At 45.1% G+C, this 19,048-nt stretch carries 12 protein-coding genes; 4 read left to right on the forward strand and 8 right to left on the reverse strand.

What is annotated here, in order from left to right; translation table 11 throughout:
* Positions 1-22: 22 nt before the first annotated feature.
* From MHB37_RS23645 to MHB37_RS23655, 3 genes are read right to left on the reverse strand one after another with little or no spacing between them, the layout of a single operon-like run.
* Positions 23-1,585: an extracellular solute-binding protein gene (locus MHB37_RS23645; RefSeq protein ID WP_339244407.1), complete on the reverse strand. Its 1,563-nt coding sequence runs from the start codon at positions 1,583-1,585 to the stop codon at positions 23-25.
* A 43-nt stretch (positions 1,586-1,628) separates the two neighbouring features.
* The gene (locus tag MHB37_RS23650; RefSeq protein ID WP_405168591.1) at positions 1,629-2,498 is read right to left on the reverse strand and encodes a carbohydrate ABC transporter permease; all 870 of its coding nucleotides are present in this window, start codon (positions 2,496-2,498) and stop codon (positions 1,629-1,631) included.
* A gap of 15 nt (positions 2,499-2,513) precedes the next feature.
* Complete coding sequence (locus MHB37_RS23655; RefSeq protein ID WP_081386549.1) at positions 2,514-3,494, reverse strand: sugar ABC transporter permease; 981 nt, start codon at positions 3,492-3,494, stop codon at positions 2,514-2,516.
* A 263-nt stretch (positions 3,495-3,757) separates the two neighbouring features.
* On the opposite strand from MHB37_RS23655, the gene MHB37_RS23660 reads away from it, so the two are divergent.
* Entirely contained in the window at positions 3,758-6,046 is a 2,289-nt protein-coding gene (locus tag MHB37_RS23660; protein WP_340394421.1) for an AraC family transcriptional regulator, read from the forward strand.
* Positions 6,047-6,122: 76 nt separating this feature from the next.
* On the opposite strand, the gene MHB37_RS23665 is transcribed toward MHB37_RS23660, so the two are convergent.
* The 5 genes from MHB37_RS23665 to MHB37_RS23685 all read right to left on the reverse strand — a co-directional run bounded on the left by MHB37_RS23665 (position 6,123) and on the right by MHB37_RS23685 (position 13,247).
* Positions 6,123-8,126: a beta-galactosidase gene (locus MHB37_RS23665; protein ID WP_405168592.1), complete on the reverse strand. Its 2,004-nt coding sequence runs from the start codon at positions 8,124-8,126 to the stop codon at positions 6,123-6,125.
* 26 nt (positions 8,127-8,152) lie between these two features.
* Positions 8,153-9,577 carry a family 43 glycosylhydrolase gene (locus MHB37_RS23670; RefSeq protein WP_405168593.1) on the reverse strand — a complete coding sequence of 475 codons (1,425 nt, stop codon included), beginning with the start codon at positions 9,575-9,577 and terminating at the stop codon, positions 8,153-8,155.
* Between the two features lie 86 nt (positions 9,578-9,663).
* The gene (locus MHB37_RS23675; protein ID WP_076186948.1) at positions 9,664-11,337 is read right to left on the reverse strand and encodes a hypothetical protein; all 1,674 of its coding nucleotides are present in this window, start codon (positions 11,335-11,337) and stop codon (positions 9,664-9,666) included.
* 41 nt (positions 11,338-11,378) lie between these two features.
* The gene (locus MHB37_RS23680) at positions 11,379-12,248 is read right to left on the reverse strand and encodes a carbohydrate ABC transporter permease (protein ID WP_081383383.1); all 870 of its coding nucleotides are present in this window, start codon (positions 12,246-12,248) and stop codon (positions 11,379-11,381) included.
* Between the two features lie 42 nt (positions 12,249-12,290).
* Positions 12,291-13,247, reverse strand: a complete 957-nt coding sequence (locus tag MHB37_RS23685) for a sugar ABC transporter permease (protein ID WP_081387975.1) — start codon at positions 13,245-13,247, stop codon at positions 12,291-12,293.
* Between the two features lie 228 nt (positions 13,248-13,475).
* Between MHB37_RS23685 and MHB37_RS23690 the strand changes: the two genes are divergently transcribed.
* From MHB37_RS23690 to MHB37_RS23700, 3 genes are all read left to right on the forward strand, one after another.
* Positions 13,476-15,206, forward strand: a complete 1,731-nt coding sequence (locus MHB37_RS23690) for a sensor histidine kinase (protein ID WP_076130287.1) — start codon at positions 13,476-13,478, stop codon at positions 15,204-15,206.
* Positions 15,187-16,542 (forward strand): response regulator, encoded by a 1,356-nt coding sequence (locus MHB37_RS23695; RefSeq protein ID WP_076194791.1) that lies wholly within the window; start codon positions 15,187-15,189, stop codon positions 16,540-16,542. Before MHB37_RS23690 ends, MHB37_RS23695 begins: the two co-directional genes overlap by 20 nt.
* 75 nt (positions 16,543-16,617) lie before the next feature.
* Positions 16,618-17,496 carry an AraC family transcriptional regulator gene (locus MHB37_RS23700; RefSeq protein ID WP_076130289.1) on the forward strand — a complete coding sequence of 293 codons (879 nt, stop codon included), beginning with the start codon at positions 16,618-16,620 and terminating at the stop codon, positions 17,494-17,496.
* The last annotated feature ends 1,552 nt before the right edge of the window (positions 17,497-19,048 follow it).

Here is a 19,048-nt window from a genome sequence, read left to right on the forward strand (position 1 = left end):
ATTGTCCTTGGCACCAGACAGATTAATTCCCGTTTAACTGAATGTTCTGAACACGGTCGTAAGCTTCCTTATAAGTAGCCAGCAGCTTATCCACGCCGAGATTGTTCATCTCCTCCACATATTTGTCCCAGTCGGCCAGCTTTCGGGAGCCGGTAACAAACTTGGCAAAGCTTTCATCGCGGTGTTTTTGGATCGCCTGGCCGGTTATCGCAATAATTTCATTCTCTTTCTCCGTAAATGCAGGCCGCGGCTGCATCATGGACGGATCATATTTCGTCGCTTCTTCAAAGGCATACTTCAAATTGTCTGAGAACAACGACAGATGTGCACCAAAGTCGATCCAGGTGTACGTTCCGCTAGTCTGAAGTCCTGTCTGCTTCCGCATTTCGATCACATCGTTGTACTCTGGTTTGAACTTGATCGTGTCGCCTTCCTTCACATATGTCTCACCCTCCACGCCCCAGCTGCTGAGCGTACGTCCCTCTTCGGAATAGAAAAAGTCCATATAACTCATCACATCATCGATGTTCTTCGAGGTTGAAGCCACGGTTAGGCCACCTTCCATATAATGAAAATACGGGTTCAGTTGCTTGCCGCCGGCAATGCCCGCTGGAGGAGCCATAAACTGCATGTTGAACTCCGGATTTTCCTGCTGCATCGCATTGTTAAAAAAATCGATCCGGCTGATGTAATCAATGGTCACAAACGATTTGCCCGTGGATACCATGTCCTGCCATTGCTTAGTTTGCAGAGATAGAAAGTCGGGCGGAATCAGCCCTTCGTCATAAAATATTTTCCACATACCAACCATTTCCTTGTAACTATCTTCCGTGGGTCCAAAAAGCCACTCTTTTTTATCAAAATCATAATAAGCCCCTTCACCCGTCCCGTAATTCACAGTCATATTGGCATTCATTTCATCCGGAATTTGTCCGTAGCGGATCGAAAGCGGATAGCTGTCCGGATATTTCGCCTTCAAGGTTTTTAGAGTTGTATGCAGCTCCTCATATGTGGCTGGTGCCTGGATTCCTTCTTTGTCAAAAATGTCTTTACGGTATAACCAGATCATGCGGTTCGTCTCGCCAAAGCCCTGATTCGGGAACATATACATTTTGCCATCAGCAGACAGTGCAGCCTTCGCTTCCTGTGGATACTGCTTTACCCAGGCGGTCAGATTCGGCATTTTGTCCATATACTCCATCAAATCCACCAACGCACCCTGTTGCCCGAATTTATTCGATTCTTTGCGGTTAGGCATATACATCAGATCCGGCATTGCCTTCGAGGCAATCGCCAGGTTCAAGCTCTCTTCAAGCTTTCCGGAAGGGGTCTGTACCTCGAGTGTGACACCGGTTTTCTCCTTCAACCAGCTCCAAATAGGCCAGCTTTTCGAATAAGGGAACGTAGCATTGTTGTCTAAGAGCGCAGTGAAGGTTTTTTCCGTTTTGGACGAATCAGCAGGTGAAGCGGTACTGCTGCCCTGAGTATTACTCTGCGGCGAGGTGTCATTGCCCCCTCCGCTGCAGCCAGTTACTACGGTTGCTGCAATCATCAGTGGCAGCAGTACAGATTTCCATTTATTCATTACGATCTCTCCCTTATGCTGAATTTTTGACGGTTCCACCCGCCTATCCCTTAACCGCGCCAATCATGGCCCCCTTAACGAAATACTTCTGTACAAATGGATACACAATCAGAATCGGAAGCGTCGAGACCATAATCGTCGCGTACTTCAGCGATTCTTCTATCACCATGTTGTCACCTCCAATGCTAGTAACATCCCCTGAGCTAGCACTGCCAGCCAGCACCAGATTGCGCAGCAGTACTTGCAGCGGGAACAAATCCGGTGAGCGCAGGTAGAGCAGCGGGTAAATAAAGTTATTCCACATGCCAACCGCGTAAAAGAGCGCTATGGTGGCGAAGGAAGCCTTGGAAAGCGGAACAATAATACGGATAAATATGCCGATATCATTCAGTCCGTCGATGCGGCCAGACTCCTCCAGCTCTTTAGGAATGCCGGCGAAAAAGGTCCGCATCAGAATCAGATTCCAAGTGCTGACCGCACCCGGCAGCACCATGCCCCAAACGGTATCGACCATATCCAGGGAGCGAACCACGAGGAACGTGGGAATCATTCCTCCGCTGAAAAACATCGTCACCACAATCAACAGGGTGAAGCTCTTGCGCAGCGCCATATCACTGCGTGAGAGTGCATAGGCACCCGTGGAGGTGACCACCAGCGAGATAAGGGTGCCAAGCACGGTGTAAATGAGTGTATTTTTGTAAGCCACCCAGATTTGCGAATCTCCGAGTACAAGCTTATACATATTCAGGTTAAATCCCTTAGGCCAAAAAGAAACGGTATTCTTCATGACATGCACATCACTACTGAGAGAGACAGCGAGCATATGCAGGAACGGATAAAGCGTGACCACCACAACCACGAGAAGGATAAAAGTGCTCACGACATTAAACCAGGATAAACGGGGTGATCTCATCACCACACCTCTTTTCTACCATAAACTTGTCTCGCTTACACGGCGGCTGATGTAATTTGCTGTATAGATGAAGATCAAGCTAATCACGCCCATAAAAAGATCAATAGAAGCGCCATAGCTGAAGTTCCCCTGCACCATACCCACCCTATAGACATAAGTACTGATAATATCCGCTGTGTCGTAGATCGCCGGATTCTGCATCAGGAACACCTTCTCGAAGCCAATCTCGAGTACTTTACCGATATTAAGAATCAAGGTGATCACGATGGCGGGTGAAATGCCGGGCAAGGTGACATGCCATATTTTACGCATGCGGCTGGCTCCGTCCATATCAGCAGCTTCATACAGCTGCGGGTCGATAGCGGTCAACGCGGCCAAGTAGATAATAGTCTCCCAGCCGATATGCTGCCAGATCTCCGACAGGACATAAATACCGCGGAACAATCCAGGTTCATTCATGAAATTGATCGGTCCAATCCCTATGGCACCAAGCAGATTATTAATCAGCCCTCCGGTTGGGGATAAAAACATGATCACCATACTGGCTACAATGACATTTGAGATAAAATGTGGAAGATAGCTGACGGTCTGCACAACTCGTTTGAAAGCAGCCTTGCGCACCTCATTAAGCAGAATCGCCAGTAGAATGGGTGCCGGGAAGCCAAAAAACAGCTTATATAAACCAAGCAGAAAAGTGTTTTTCATCAGCGGCCAAAAATCGGGATTCTCTATAAACATCCTGTAATATTTGAGTCCCACCCAATCACTGGCCCAAATCCCTTTAAAAAGATTGTAATCCTTGAAAGTGATAACTAATCCAAACATCGGTGCATAGCGGAAGATCAAATAATACAACAGGCACGGCAGGAACAGCAGCCAGAGCGCCTTGTTTTTATTCCAAGTTCGAAGGATTCCCGCTTTGTGGCGTTGAGGTCGTTGGGGTCGCCGGTGCACTTTCTTTCGCATTTTGTCCTGCACTACGCTAGCTTGAGCCATATGCATGTCTCCTCTTGTTAAAATGATCATAAATCATATAGATGTCAGATTACTTCCCCCTTTTTCCTGGGATTTGTCTCCGAATTATAGCTGCATTTCTTTGGAAAGCGCTATCTACATGTTATATAACATTTCGCCTTAACTGCGGATTTCCATAGAATAGCGTACAAATCAGCAAAATTGCATATTGTTGGTGTTAGCTTTTTGCCGCTATGATAGAATTAATCCAATTCATTTACGGGTGCATCCAAAGGGGGATACATATGAAGGGATCCGTTACAGGCAAATTTGCGCTGAATGCCCTGTTCGTTAAGCTGATGCTAAGCTTCCTCAGTGTCATCTTGATTTTGGCATCATTTAATCTGTTCTCCCATCTGTATTTAAGCGGCAAAATCTATAAGGAGATGATCCGGCAAAATGAGCTAGGCCTCGCACAAACGGTCGAAGGCTACGAAAATCATTTCCGGTTGACCCAGAACATGATTCTTGCCCTCACCCAATCCGATTCATGGACTGCCAATCTAGGCATTCTAAGCCACCTCAAAGAGAACCGACGATATGATATCCCGGCAGAAGTGATATCGGATCTCTCAACGCTGTATGCTAATCCTTTTCTGCATATCGAAAATTTCATTCTTTATTTTAAAAAGGAAAATTATGTACTGGAGAGGGAGGGCCTAAGCAGCGCCGCAGATATGTTCGGTAAATACTACTTCAGTGCAGAATACCCTCCGGAGTACTGGAGCCGGCAAACGATGGACAATCAATTTTTAAAAGTCATGCCCGCCGTAACCTTTACCGAGAAAACCATACATTCCACCCGTACGCTCGGAAGGTTAATGCCAGTGCTGGTCAAAGCGATTCCTTATGAGGAAGTGTACGGCATTGTCATGCTGAATCCGCAGCTGATGCAGGCCGCCTACGGAGATGCCGGCAATACCCCGTTCTATATCCTGGATGCGCAGAAGAATCTATTGTTCTCTACATCAGAGGGTAAACTGCAAACAAGCCAGCTTCCGGAAAGTGGCAATGCCCATGAGCGGGTCGGAGACCAATATTACTTCTATGAAAAAGGTAAACAGACTGGATTCACCTATATCCGAGTGACCCAGGTGGCGGCTATTGCTGCGGAAATGCGGGGGATGCAGCTATTGCTGGCTGTATTACTCTCTGCCGCAGTACTGATCAGTGTTCTCTCATCCCTAATCTTCAGCCACCGGCTTAACCAACCGCTCCAGCGCCTGATTGCCGCCTTGGACCGTAAGGCAGGCAGCCGGCCTGAAAAATTGAGCAGTGTGAAGGAATTCGCCATTATCGGCGACCGCCTGAGCTCCATTTTGGAGAGTAACCGCTTCATCCAGACCGATCTTGATCATAAGAACTCATTGGTGCGCCAATATGCCTATACTCATAAAGTGAAAAATATCCCGCTGAGTAAAAGCCTCGCGGAGCTTGAAGATGTAAGGCAATCCGAACAGCCCTATGCCTCCATTCTGTTCAAGGTCAGCTTCAAAACCTTACCGGACGAATTGGAGAAACACACACTGATGTTATGGAAGCTGGTTCAAAACTTGATCACTGGTGGTGAAAGCGAAAGCGTCGCACTCCAGCCGGAACATGATCAGCTCATGCTGCTCCTGTTCAATCCCGGACCGCAGAGCAGTTTTCTGCAGGCTCTTGATACCCTTAAGGAGCTGCTGGATTCGGAGACATCCTTATATCTGACTATTGCTGTAAGTCCGGTATATTCAGGCGAAACCTCATTTACCGATGCCTACAATAATCTATCGATGTTGTTAAATGAGCGTAGATTGAACGGGGAAACACAAATTATCGTAGAACCTAGAGCCTCATCCGCCAAATCCTTTCATTTAAAGGTGACACACGGAGAGGAGCTGCACAATCTGCTGCAGTCTGGCAATGAGGAGGCTGTATTCGCTTGGTTGGATCGTCAGCTGGAGCAGCTGCAGCACAAGGACGCGGCGGCGGCGGATTTTCGGGCATTTGCCTTGGGAGCAGCGGAACAGACAAGCAAAACGGTGACGAGGCTGAATCTGCCCCAAGCGGAAGCGGAGCGTCTCTTACCACCGCGACTAGAGCCATTTAACGCTTTCCACTCAATGGATCAATACAAGGAATGGCTGCGTGATCTGGTTCGTCCTGTGCTCGTGGTCATCAGTAGCCGCTCGGAGTCGCGCGACCCCATTATCAGCTTTGTACTGGATTACTTAGACAAACATTACGGCGAGGACATCAACCTCAACCTAGTAGCAGACAAGTTAAATTTAACTCCAGGTTACCTGTCCAGCATTTTTAAAGAGAAAACAAACATCAACTTCAGTGAATATCTGAACAATCTGCGGATTGAGCGGGCCAAAGAGCTGCTAATGAATCTGGAACTGCGGATTCAGGATATCGCGCTTCAGGTCGGTTATCAGAACGTAAATTCCTTCATCCGTATGTTCAAACGTTGTGCCGGAATAACTCCGGGCGAATACCGCAAGCGCTATTCCCGTGATGGTTCACTCCCCTCCTCCGGCCTTGGCTTGTAAAGAGGCTACATTGCAGAGGAGAGGACAAAAAAGGCCCCCCATTGGCTGGGGGCCTTTTTGTTGTAAAGATTTGCAATCAGAATCCCGTTTTCGGAATCTCCATTGGCACAATATTATAGGGCGCTGTCATACCCGTCCGCACCTGATACATCTGGTCATGGGCCTTTCTCGCTGCGTGCACGAAAGGTTCATATGGACGGTTGCAGACATCCACTACACCGATTTGATAGTTTTCTCCGTCATAACGTCCGAGCACAGGCTGATCATTCCATTGAAAATAATGAACTCCGATGAGCTGCGGGATGGCTGCCCCCTGCTCCACATAATAACGGTAAGCCTCACCGCGCTCCTTCTGGGTTGCCACCGCACGGATCCCATAAGCCAACATGCCGCCTTCAGCCGCACCAAAATGATATTCCCCAATCATGACTGGTTTGTTCAGTCGTCCGCTGATCTGGGCGATCTGTTCCTTGTCAGGACTAAACTGATAGCAGTTCATAGAGAATACATCAAACCATTCGCAGCCCTCCAGCACCTCATCACTGCCAACCCAGGCATAACGCATTCCCAAATTCAGATGATTCGGATCCGTCTGCTTGCAAAGACGGGCTGGCACTTCTACATACCGTCGAATCATGATCCGGTTAAACTGGTTATAATCCACTTCTCGGGCAGAAGTGAGATTATCCCCGGTTACATTCACATTCGATACATCGTATAAATCCTCGAATTCTACAAAAACGCTATCCCACGCCATGTTTAATCGTTCCACTGTTTTGTACTTTTCTGCAAGCCAGCGAATGAATTCCTTCTTACTGGCATAACGGACCGGAGATTTCAGCATCTGCCCGGTCAAATTCAACCCATCCACGAATGCCCAATGCGGCTCATTACGCATGAAATAACCGACCATTCTCTGGTCTTCCCTTAATGGAAGAAGCTGCTCCGCAAAGCTTCCGGCATTCCGCTCATACTCCGGGCTAAACACATCCGGGAAATCCCGGAAAATAGTTTGCTCCGTCAGCGGAAAGTCCACTAGAGGATAAACATACGGAAGCTGGGATTCGTTGATAAATCTATCATTAGACCAGTTGCCGATGGTGTTAAATCCCCATTGTTGTAAGCGAAAATCCGTCATAGCCACCCAGTTAGAGCGCCACTCCGCCCCAAAAGCAGTGATCAGATTAGCAATCTCGAAGCTGAATTCCTCGCCATCCTGTGACCAAGCTTCTTGATAGATTCCTTCCCGCTCCGGCAATGAGGGTATCAAGTGTTCCATGCCAGTTACATGCATAGAACAAGCTGGACCCACACAGTCCATCCCCGTACTGAACAGGGCATAACCCTCTGGATCAACGAACCACCAGCGGCTGCCGTCAAACTCCGTGCGGAAATATCCAGTTGCCGCGAATCTCAGCGCCTTCCAACCTCCGTACCTGCTGAGGTCACCTCCATTGTGATCAGCATGTTCCGCAAGTTTCCGCTCTGTGCGCAGCCGATCCGTCATCGCTTCTGCATCAACCGTTTTCCCTGGCCAATCCCTTCCCTTTAATTGGCCCAGATCATCTATATATGGTTGCTGTTCATACTCAAAGACGGGCTCAGTTAGACTTAGAGCCAAGCCACTAATTTGCACAGCTCTACTTGTTGTTGAAGGGAGAGTAGCGATAGAGAATCGGGTGATATGCTTGCGATCGATGCCTGCATCTCCCCTCAGTACTGTCTGCATCACACCCGGATAACGGGGAAGGAACAGCTTCTCACCATTTAAATGAATCAAGGGTAAACAAATTTTCGTGCGCACACCGGGTAAAATTCCTACATGATAAGTAATGACGCGATGATCCCGATCATAAAAACTGAATAACAGCACCAGAACGTCACGGCTTTCATGGTAAACCTCCGCATTAACGAAACCATAATCGCACCAAGCGGCGGATTCCAGATGCCCTGACTGAAGCTCAAATCCACCACCTTCTGGTGTAGTGATGAACTGAAACGCCTCAGAGGAAGTCGCAGTAAGTTGTGTATGGGGGTCACTTTTAAACCATTCCATAGGGAAGGAGATTGATAAACTCATCGGTATACCTCTTTTCTCTAAACTGTTTACCTTACTGAAATCAGTTGAAAAAGCTGCGGGTCTGCACCTAGACGGGGATCATGGCAGCGTTTGGATTCAAGAAACACACAACCCCAGCCCCCACGCTGTTCTCCTGCTACGGTAAGAACTCTTCCGTCATTGCTCCCAATAGTCAGTGAACCTGCTTCTGTCTCTGTAAGCAACCATATAAACTGATCTTCGTTGTCATGAATAGGCTCCAGCAGCAAGGAATTCAACGGGCCAATAGATAAGGCCTTTTCACTGTTTCGAATTCTCGCCCTACCCTTCTCCCCGTATTCAACCGTCCATCTCTGCTGCTGATCTTCATACGAAAGCGTCCGGACTTCGACGTTCAGGGTCTCCTCATGTTCAATGGATTGATTTCCCGCCGCCAGATAAAGCCCCATTCCTAAGCTTTTCAATCTGAACAGACCACTACCAGAGCCGCATTCCACAGCTACGATTCCCTTCCTTAGGTCAATCACCGTTCGCTCTGCCCAGTCAAGCTTCATTTCCCGGTCAGAAGGAAAGCCGAGCGGCAGAAATACATAGGAAGAGGCATAATAATCCGCAGGGTCCCAGCGATCCCCAACATACAGGTAAGAGCACTGGTCATTGTCTGTTCCTACAATAGGAACTATAAAAGCAGGCTGGCTGTCGTATGTAGTGATGTCGCCCAAAGGCAGCAAGGGTGACCAACGACCAAATAATTCCTCGGACCAGGCATAGGTTCCTTGGTTAGGCAACCAGCCCGTACAGGCGGACGAGATGAGGAAGTATACACCCTGACGTTTCATTAATGCAGGTGCTTCACGCGCTTGTCCGGGCCACAAGGTCTTGACCTGTTCTTCTATGCTGAGGTAATCAGGTGACAGACGATACATAATAAGATCAGCATTTTCCCTTGCCGCGGAGATAAAATATGCCGTCCCATCGTCATCCTGGAACAAGGTGCAGTCCCGAGACATGTTACCTATCGGATTAAAGCTGCCCCGGTAAACATAATCCCCATCTACCGTCCCGCAATCAGCGATCGCGCAGCGCGCATCAGAGTAGTCGCGTCCATTTTCCCAATGCATCCACATAACAAATCTCCCTGTAAGTTTGTTGTAGAGTACTTTTGGGCGCTCAATTACCGCACCCGTTGGGCGCCCCTCCCTGTCCAAGGGTTCAAGCTCTAATGTGGTGCGATGATAAATCGGCTGTACCGGTGAATCGAGTGTGAGCACATCATTGCGCCATTCCCAATTCACTAGATCCACAGATCGGTAGCAGCTCACTCTCCGCCGATCCATCCGGTTCTCACCAAACCAGTAATAATATCCATCCGTATAGAGCATATGTCCACCATGTGCATGTACAGGATTTCCGCTCATATCCAGAAGTGGAGCGCTATTTAGTAGGGTGACTGTACTCGCATTTTCGTCCATGATTAACCTCCAGAGGATCAGATTTTTAGACAAAAAAGCAGGTCCGGCCAAGGATGACCTTAACTGAACCTGCTGTTCTTGCGAACTTATTTCAATCCCATCTGAGACATCACATCCACCTTGCTAGCATTGTTATACCATTCGTTGATTTCTTCGGAAATTTTCGTACCGCCTTTGTCATGCCATTGCTTCACGAAGTCATCGTACGCAGTTAGCGGCTCTTTACTGTAAATAATTTTGGTGAAGGTTTCCTTTTCCATCGTATTCAGTTGCTCCCAAGTTGTCTGCATGGTCTTGGTAGGTGGACCGTTAAATGCATTTGGAAGCAGTGACTCTCTATTCTCATAGGAAATCACATATCCCTCTTTGGCTGTTTCATCATTTGATGCCGATCTGATCAAGACCCCATTCTCAGCTTTTGCACCTTTGGAAAGATCATAAAAAGATTTACCTGGGCCATCCACACTTGGTGTATTTTTGGTAAAAGCCATTTTCCCTACACCTTGAGCGGCATCCAAAGGCGTATTGAATTTCTTGGAATCGAATACCACTTCATCGCCAACGATGTCATAATCATATCCCTGAGCATAACCATATTTGAAATCTCCGGTACCAAATGCTGCATCGTAAAGCTTGTCATAATACAAGAAGAAAGCTTCCATATTGTTAAAGTCTTTATTAAACATAAAGACACCATCGTTCTGTTGACCGGATTGGTAGGTTCGATCCCCACTTACACCGTTAATTGTTGGGTAAGCTTTGATTTTAGCCCCTTTTACGTTAGTTTCCACATCTTTAACACTGCCGTACAGCCAAGGACGGCCAATAATAATCCCTGCTTTACCTTCAGTGAAATCCGCCAGTGCATCCCATGCACCCTGTGTAGCCAACTCCTTATTTAAATACCCTTTGGAGTACCAATCGCGAAGTTTAGCTAACGCATCTTTTGTCCCATCAGCGACGGAACCGTAAGTGAGTTTTCCATTGTCGTTATACCATTGGCCGGGGAGACTCTTCCCTGTATAAGCACTAAAAATCATTACAGAGTCGCTTACCCAGCCCGTGTTGTAAGAATCTTTTCCCGAGAAATCAAATCCATAAGTATCATTTTTTCCGTTACCATCCGGATCATCATTCGTAAAAGCAGCGATTACCTGTTCAAATTCATCTATATTTGTTGGCGCTTTTAAATTTAATTTATCTAACCAATCTTGACGGATAAGCATGACCTCACCTTCAGTGAGATTGGGCGAGATCGCCATCCCATAAACCTTGCCGTCCTGGATAACCGGGTTGAACGTTGTTGGATATTGTTTATATATTTCTTTCAGACGCTCAGGCATGTATTTGTTAATGTCCTCCGCAATATCTTTTACAAGTCCAGATTGAATCAGATCATTTTCTAATGAGGTATCATACACTGGCAAAACATCCGGAAGCTTCTCGGAACCAGTGAGCGCTAAACGAAGTTTCGTATTATATTGGGAGGCATCACCGCCCAAAAGAGTAGTTTGGATGTTAATCCCTAGATTCTCGACACCCCAGCGGGTCAACACATTATCATTTAAGCTCTCCCCGTTGATATATTTACCGGCATTCTCATCTTGTTGCTTGGCGATGTTGATAGTAATAGGAGGATCGTATTTGCCGTCTTTGAGAACCGCTTCTGCCGCAGTAGATTCTTTACCGTTTGAGCCGCAGCCCGCTAGCAATCCTGCCATCAATACAGTAGTCGTTAGTAAGGCCCCTGTTTTTTTCATCAATAAGCTCCTTTGAATTAAAGTTTTATATGTTGGTCACGTTATTCTTTTACAGCACCCAGAACGATGCCTTTGACAAAATACTTCTGTAGAAAAGGGTACACAAGGATAATGGGCAGTGTGCTAATAAAAATTTGCGCAGCTTTGATACTCTGTTCTGACAACGCGGCTGCTTCTGATTGACTAAGTGCCATACTCTGCGCTGATCCTTGCACCACTACAGTCTGTAAGAATGAAGCTAACGGATAGTCCGTTGTATTCGACATATACAAAATCCCATCAAACCATGCGTTCCAGCTCCCCACCATGATAAACAAACCAACGGTTGCCAGACCGGGAAGGGAAAGCGGAAGATAGATTTTCCGGAAAATGACGAAGAACGAAGCCCCATCGATAAATGCCGCCTCTTCAAGCGCCTTAGGGATTGTTTTAAAGAAATTCATAATCAGAATCAAATTATAAGCTCCGAAGGCACCGGGAAGCACGAGCGACCAGATCGTGTCCTTGAGCCCAAGTTTCGTAACCAATATATAAGAAGGAATCAATCCACCGGAAAACAACATCGTGAATATAAAAATCCACATTAAAGCATTACGCCCTCGGAAATCTTTGGACAAGGCATACCCCGCCGTTGTAATAATGAACATGCTGATTAACGTCCCCAGTACCGTCCGGACCACTGAGATTCTCATGGAGCCTGTAAAATTCGTGTTTTTAAAAGTTTTCACATAGGCTTCGATATTAAAGTCCACCGGCCAAAAGGATACCAAATTCCCATTTACCGCTGTCTTACTACTAAATGATTGTGCTAGCAAATGAAGCATAGGCAATAAACACGATAAGGCTACTAGAATCAGGAGGATATGATTGAAAATCGAAAATATCCTATAACCCTTGGATTTATAATACACTCCCATTCCTCCTAACAGTTTTGTAAGCTTAACAACTTCGGCTTAAAATATTTTGTAGTTAGCTACCTTGTAAGCAATTCGATAGGAAATTACGATTAATATGAAGCTGATGCCAGATTTAAACAATCCAACAGCGGTACCAAAACCGTATTGGCCATTCAATAAGGATGACCGGTAAACATAAGTATCGATGATATCCCCCGTACTATATACGAGTGGATTGTATAAGTTAAAGATTTGGTCAAATCCTGCATCCAGGATATTTCCAAGGCTTAACGTTGCAATTACGATGATCATCGGCATCATACTCGGTAAGGTAACATGTCTTATTTGTTGGCGGCGTGACGCGCCGTCGATCTCAGCTGCCTCATAATAAGATGGATCGATCCCTGTAATCACCGCTAAGTAGACAATCATGCCAAATCCGAAGTTTTTCCATAAATCACTGATGATGATCGTCGGTCTGAACAGCGTAGGATCCCCCAAAAAGAAAATCGGTTTCAGTCCGAGGAAATTCGTAAGAAAATGATTTATGCCCCCATCCAGACCTAAGATATCAATCATGATTCCGGCAACGGTTACCCAAGAGAGAAAATGCGGTAAATAGACCAAGGTTTGAATACTCTTTTTAATCCCCATGTTTCTAATCTCGCTTAGCAGAATCGCCATAAAGATAGGAACAATAATTCCGACTATAATTTTGATTACAGCAATAATAAGGGTGTTGATAATGGATTGTGTTGCCTCTTTATATTGAAAGATTCTTGCGAAGTTATCCCAACCAATCCAAGTTGAACCTGTAATTCCAAGCCAGGGCTTGTAATCCTGAAAGGCCATCACTAATCCGACCATAGGACCGTAGGCAAAAATTAGAACGAATACCAAAGCTGGGATACATAAAACATACAACGGCCAATTTTTTTTGATTTCCTTTTTCCAAGGATTCTTTCTGCTTTTTTTAACGTTGACTTTCTCACTCCATTTGAGCTGGGTATTCATTATCTGTGCTATTGTGCTTACCCCCTTTTACATTCTTGGCTGCTAATTTCTTTCTGGTTTAATGTTAACAAAAGCGCTTTCATTCGAAAATGTCTCAAATTAAATATCATAACCACTCGCTAAACATCTTTATAAACGCTTTCATTTTGCGAGAGCTCTTCTCTTTTTCTTTTGGAATATATGGCTTATGATGAATTCACACGAGTCCTAGCGACAGGAGTAATGCTTATGATTAAAAAAGTAAATATGAAACGATTCATATATTTTTTCGTTTTTTTCCTTTTACTTACCTTAAGTTTGTTTTTCGTAATGAACTCCCTAGGTTCCAAAACCATTCAAGAGAGCTTGGTTAACTCCTCCAAAAATCAGCTAGCCTATACGGAAAGCATTCTGGATGGCATCATCTCTGAGGCAAGTTTGTATGGCATCCAATATACAGCCGACACCTCCGTACGTTTCTATCAAAGCAAAATACAAGAGATGAACAATTACGATGCCCAGATGAAAAAAAACGATATCTATGACCGCATATCAGCACCACTTCTTTCCAGTCAGGCGATTGAATCTATCGGTATCTACTGGAAATCGGACGGCACTTTTATTTTTACGGGTCATGATTCGCTTGCCAAACAGCCCTTTCAGAAAGTCACGCAGCGAGGCTGGCAGATTGTTAATAACAATTTGTATTATTTTTCAATCTATCCTTATATTCATGAACCTAAGAATCCTGCCAATATTCAGTACATCGTGGGCGTTAAGCTGAAAAAGGAGTATTTAACAAGTCTTTTAGAAAAAGCAGTGAGTGGCGGCGAGAGCTCCAATGCCTTTTTACTTGTGAACAAGAGTTTAATGATTAGCAATAAAGCGGTGGATATTCGAATCGAGGAAAAAGCCAAGGAGACGATAACACCCAATGCACATGAAATTCTAAAGTTTGACTATCATATCAACGATGACGATTATTATGTTTTATCAAAGTATATTGAGCCGATTGATACGTATCTAGTTACCTATACGCGAATGAGTGATTTTTTGAATCCGCTTAACCGGAATAAACAGGTGTTTTTTGTCAGCATCTTAATGATCTTGATCATTGGTCTTATCGTGATTTTTATGTTCTATCGAAACTATTATCGTAATGTATATTTGCTCGACAAGAAATTCTACCAAGTGGAACAAGGGAATTACAGCACCAGAATTAGTGAGAACCCGGACAATCAATTTTATAGTCTATTTAAAAGCTTTAACCACATGGTCGCCAAAATACAGGCTTTATTCGCTTCATTAAAAATAGAAACCGAGCTGCGCAGAAACGCCGAAGTGAAACAGCTACAGGCTCAGATCAATCCACATTTTCTTTACAATAATCTGTTTTTTATTATGGCAGTGGCAAAAACTTCACCGGAAGCCGTAATGCAGATGAGCAAGCATTTAGCAGAGTACTATCGTTATTTAACAAAAATGAATTCAGATAATGTTACGTTGGCTTCTGAATTGCAGCTTGCCGATCATTTTTTATCCATCATGTCACTTTCCAAAAAAATAAATTATGAAATCAACCTGCCTCCTGAACTGGGAGAGCATCTGATTATGCCACTGATTATCCAGCCTATGGTCGAGAACGCAATTCAGCATGGGATTGAAGAACAGCAAGGGGCTCATCGCGTTACTATAGATGTAAAAGAACTTGATACTGGAGCATTAATTATTGTTGCCGATGACGGTAAGGGGCTTACTGCTGAGGAAATACACCAGCTAATGGCCAGACTTGAGAATGAATCCCCACCTGAAGGATCAAGAGGAATTGGTCTTTGGAACATTCATCATCGCCTCAAAAATGCGTATGGTGAATTAAGCGGACTGCGGTTCTTCATCAATGACTGGGGTGGTTTATCCGTGCTGGCATTCATAGATTTCTCGCTGGATGAAGGAGGACAATATGCGATTATTGATAGTTGATGACGGGCATTACATCGTTGAATATTTAAAACACCTGCTGGATTGGAGCAAATTTGGAATTGAGCATATTGAGACGACAACAAATTCTATTGAAGCCAAGGAGCTATTGAATCAGAATCATATAGATATCCTTATTACAGATATTCGTATGCCCGAGGTATCCGGCATTGATTTACTGCATCATGTTCATGAAAAAAAGCTCAAAACCAAGGTGATTTTTCTTTCCGGTTATTCTCAATTTGATTATGCACAACAAGCCATTCGTCTGGGTGCACTCGATTATTTACTCAAGCCGGTTGATAAAGAGGATATGGAAAAAGCCATGAGTCAAGTTATTAAGAGTATCGCTGAGAAACCCCCAAAAACCCCAGTGGCAGAGAAAAACATAGATGGGCTAGGTTACTTGCTTTCTGTTATTAGCGGACCTTCCCCACTACGTTATGATCACAGCACACTCGATACTGCTTTACGGAATGAGCACTTTTGCTTTTTTCACGCCTCAGAGGCTAGAGGGAAAGATGAAATGATGTTAAAAGATCATAATGGTGGACGGGACTTTATTTGGATCACTCCATCAGCCATTACTGGAATTATTCCAGAATCCAATACCGAAACTGTGGCAAGCAGCGTCGATTCCATTTCTTTTTCCGAGCCGTTTGAATTTTCTCAAAAGCATGCTGTTCGGGATATTTTTTATCATTTCTTTTTTAATGAAAATATTGGGGCCAGAGACTTTACTATGCTGAGTGCCTCTAGTGCTCTCCCTAAATTAGAGCTTGGAGAATGGGAACAAACCAGAAAAAACATTTTAAAAAACTTTGCCAAGCTCACTGTCAAAAAACAAAAGCTCCTCTACCTGCTCGAATTCATTAATTTGCTGTATTCCACAACTGATAAAATCCAATCAGCTGAGGTCGCAGACTGGATTTTCAATCAATTATCAGAGCCAGATACGGCTCTTCAATCCATCTTGCAGAGCCTCACCCAATTAGATAGAAACGCTAAATTTTCCAATCAAAACATTGTTCATACCATTCAAGCCTATATCTCCAATCATATTAGTGATTGCTTGAGCCTGGAGGACTTAGGGAAAATTGTTCACCTACATCCTGTTTACCTGTCCAAATTTTATAAGCAGGAGACGGGTGAAAATTTATCGAGCTACATTTCTTCTAAACGCTTGGAAAAGGCCTCCAAGTTATTAATCGATTCCAACTTACATGTGCTCGATATTTCACATCTAGTCGGCTACAAAAAGCCACAATATTTCATTAAGCTGTTCAAAGATCAGTATGGCATTACGCCTTATCAATATCGAAGACAGCAGATTAAATGAAACAAAAATTGAACAGATCAACAAAAAAGTTTACACTTTGAATGAAGTAACGAACCATGGAAAGGAAACCTGCTAATGTTGCGCTCCTCCTACACCATTCGCTCGGAAGAACAAGCTTCTATGCTTCTGTTTGATTCTATTGGCTGGGAACAAGCCGAAACTCCGGCATATTCATTCAACGGCCAGAACCGGACGGAGAGAAGTTGTGTTATTTTTCAGTACACCTTATCTGGAGAGGGTAGAATTGAAATAGACGGGGTTGTTCACCCATTAACGAAGGGCAAAGCTTTCCTAGTGACTGTCCCCAGTATACACAGATATTATTATCCGGAGGAAGGTACAGAGCCCTGGGAATTCATTTGGCTGAATGTACGAGGACCTCTAGCTATTTCACTCTGGAACCAGCTGATCGCACATGGCGGTCCTATTATAGAACTCCCTCAGGAATCGGTTCCGATGGATTTATTGTGGAGTATGTTCAAGGACATCCAGGTTGATGAAGAAAGAGATTTGCATTTTCTAACGGGGAAAGCCTTTCAGTGGATATTGTCCATGGAGAAATACCTCAAGAAACCAAGTTTGTTAACCACCTATATAAAAAATGACAAACTCCATGCCGCTATACAATTCATGAAAAATGATCTGCACAATAATAACCTTAGCTTAGACGATGTCGCCGCACATGTTGGAATTTCTAAACATCATCTTTGCAGGCTATTTCAAAAAAACATCAATCTCTCGCCTTTTGAGTATTTAAGAAGGAGACGGATCGAGCTGGCAGCATCTATGCTGAAAACAACAGATCAGACGATCTACCAGATCGCTGTGGACACCGGGTTTGACAATGCCAGCTATTTCGGCAAAGTTTTTCGTTCCTACTTTGGAGTTAGCCCCTCCACTTACCGCGAGCAGGACCTAGAGTTCCTGTCCAAACATGTGTTTTTTGAAAATTGATGTTGCTAGGCATATCTATTCGGCTTCGATAGAGCTGAGTGGCAGGCGTGGCAGGCGAATTCGGGGCCGGTGGATGCAAGTAGTAACCATTCAGATCTGGTGGTGCCAACTCACAAGCACCCTCCCCCGCTTTCGAACCCAGATGAAGCTATTTGCCAATTTTTCGCCTTTTGAGCACAGTTTCGGACTCCAGTGCAGCTATTCCTCCGAAAGAGGTGCATATTAGGTACTTTTCGAGCCAATAGCGACTATGCGGTCCGATAAAACTCCAAATGTGTGAAAAGACTGCGGTTAGCGGCATTTGAGTCCGATAGCACCGTGTTGGCTGGGTAAGCAACTTGCATGTCGTACTAATTCGCGTCCAGCAGTCCCCGGCTAAGGAAGCAACTTGCTAAACACCCTAATTCGCGTACGGCAGCCCCCGCCTAGGTAAACATCCTGCTAAACACCTTAATTCGCATACGAAAGCACCGAGTCACCCCCCTCTACCGCCGCTTTCGGACTCAGATGACGCTATTTGCCAATTTTTCGTCTTTTGAGTACAGTTTCGGACTCCAGTGCAGCTATTCCTTCGAAAGAGGTGCATATTTGGTACTTTTAGAGTCAATAGCGACTATGCGGTCCGATAAAACTCCAAATGTGTGAAAAGCGAGCGATTAGCGGCATTTGAGTCCGATAGCACCGTGTTGGCTGGGGAAGCAACTTACATGGTGCACCAATTCGCGTACGCTAGCCCACGGCTAGGGAAGAAACTTGCTAAACACCCTAATTCGCGTACGGCAGCCCCCGCCTAGGTAAACATCCTGCTAAACACCTTAATTCGCATACGAAAGCACCGAGTCACCCCCCTCTACCGCGCTTTCGGACTCAGATGACGCTATTTGCCAATTTTTCGTCTTTTGAGTACAGTTTCGGACTCCAGTGCAGCTATTCCTTCGAAAGAGGTGCATATTAGGTACTTTTCGAGCCAATAGCGACTATGCGGTCCGATAAAACTCCAAATGTGTGAAAAGACTGCGGTTAGCGGCATTTGAGTCCTATAGCACCGAGTCCCCCTTCCCCCGCCGCTTTCGGACTCAGATGACGCTATTTGCCAATTTTCCGCCTTTTGAGCACAGTTTCGGACTCCAGTGCAGCTATTCCTCCGAAAGAGGTGCATATTAGGTACTTTTAGAGTCAATAGCGACTATGCGGTCCGATAAAACTCCAAATGTGTGAAAAGACTGCGATTAGCGGCATTTGAGTCCGATAGCACCGTGTTGGCTGGGGAAGCAACTTACATGGTGCACCAATTTGAGCCCGCCGACTTCGAGTTATAAACACTCAATTTCAGTGGCGTCAAGCTACTTACAAGGTGCACTAATTCGCGTACGGCAGCACCTGGCTAGCAAAGCATCTTGCTAAACACCCTTATTCGAGCCCGCTATCCCCGGCTAAGGCTAGGTAAACATTCTGCTAAACACCCCATCCAATAACAGCTTCGGGCGCGCAGCTAGTCACAAAAGAACTCAAAAAAGGAGAAAAAAAGGAAGGTGCCCAGCAGCCAATGGCT

The organism is Paenibacillus sp. FSL H3-0286 (assembly GCF_045040705.1).
In the GTDB taxonomy this organism is placed as follows: Bacteria; Bacillota; Bacilli; order Paenibacillales; family Paenibacillaceae; genus Paenibacillus_AQ; species Paenibacillus_AQ odorifer.

Bases quoted from the DNA above. Each gene is read 5' to 3' on its own strand.
- MHB37_RS23645 (WP_339244407.1), bottom strand. From the start codon at position 1,585: ATGAATAAATGGAAATCTGTACTGCTGCCACTGATGATTGCAGCAACC.
- MHB37_RS23650 (WP_405168591.1), bottom strand. From the start codon at position 2,498: ATGAGATCACCCCGTTTATCCTGGTTTAATGTCGTGAGCACTTTTATC.
- MHB37_RS23655 (WP_081386549.1), bottom strand. From the start codon at position 3,494: ATGGCTCAAGCTAGCGTAGTGCAGGACAAAATGCGAAAGAAAGTGCAC.
- MHB37_RS23660 (WP_340394421.1), top strand. From the start codon at position 3,758: ATGAAGGGATCCGTTACAGGCAAATTTGCGCTGAATGCCCTGTTCGTT.
- MHB37_RS23665 (WP_405168592.1), bottom strand. From the start codon at position 8,126: ATGAGTTTATCAATCTCCTTCCCTATGGAATGGTTTAAAAGTGACCCC.
- MHB37_RS23670 (WP_405168593.1), bottom strand. From the start codon at position 9,577: ATGGACGAAAATGCGAGTACAGTCACCCTACTAAATAGCGCTCCACTT.
- MHB37_RS23675 (WP_076186948.1), bottom strand. From the start codon at position 11,337: ATGAAAAAAACAGGGGCCTTACTAACGACTACTGTATTGATGGCAGGA.
- MHB37_RS23685 (WP_081387975.1), bottom strand. From the start codon at position 13,247: ATGAATACCCAGCTCAAATGGAGTGAGAAAGTCAACGTTAAAAAAAGC.
- MHB37_RS23690 (WP_076130287.1), top strand. From the start codon at position 13,476: ATGATTAAAAAAGTAAATATGAAACGATTCATATATTTTTTCGTTTTT.
- MHB37_RS23695 (WP_076194791.1), top strand. From the start codon at position 15,187: ATGCGATTATTGATAGTTGATGACGGGCATTACATCGTTGAATATTTA.
- MHB37_RS23700 (WP_076130289.1), top strand. From the start codon at position 16,618: ATGTTGCGCTCCTCCTACACCATTCGCTCGGAAGAACAAGCTTCTATG.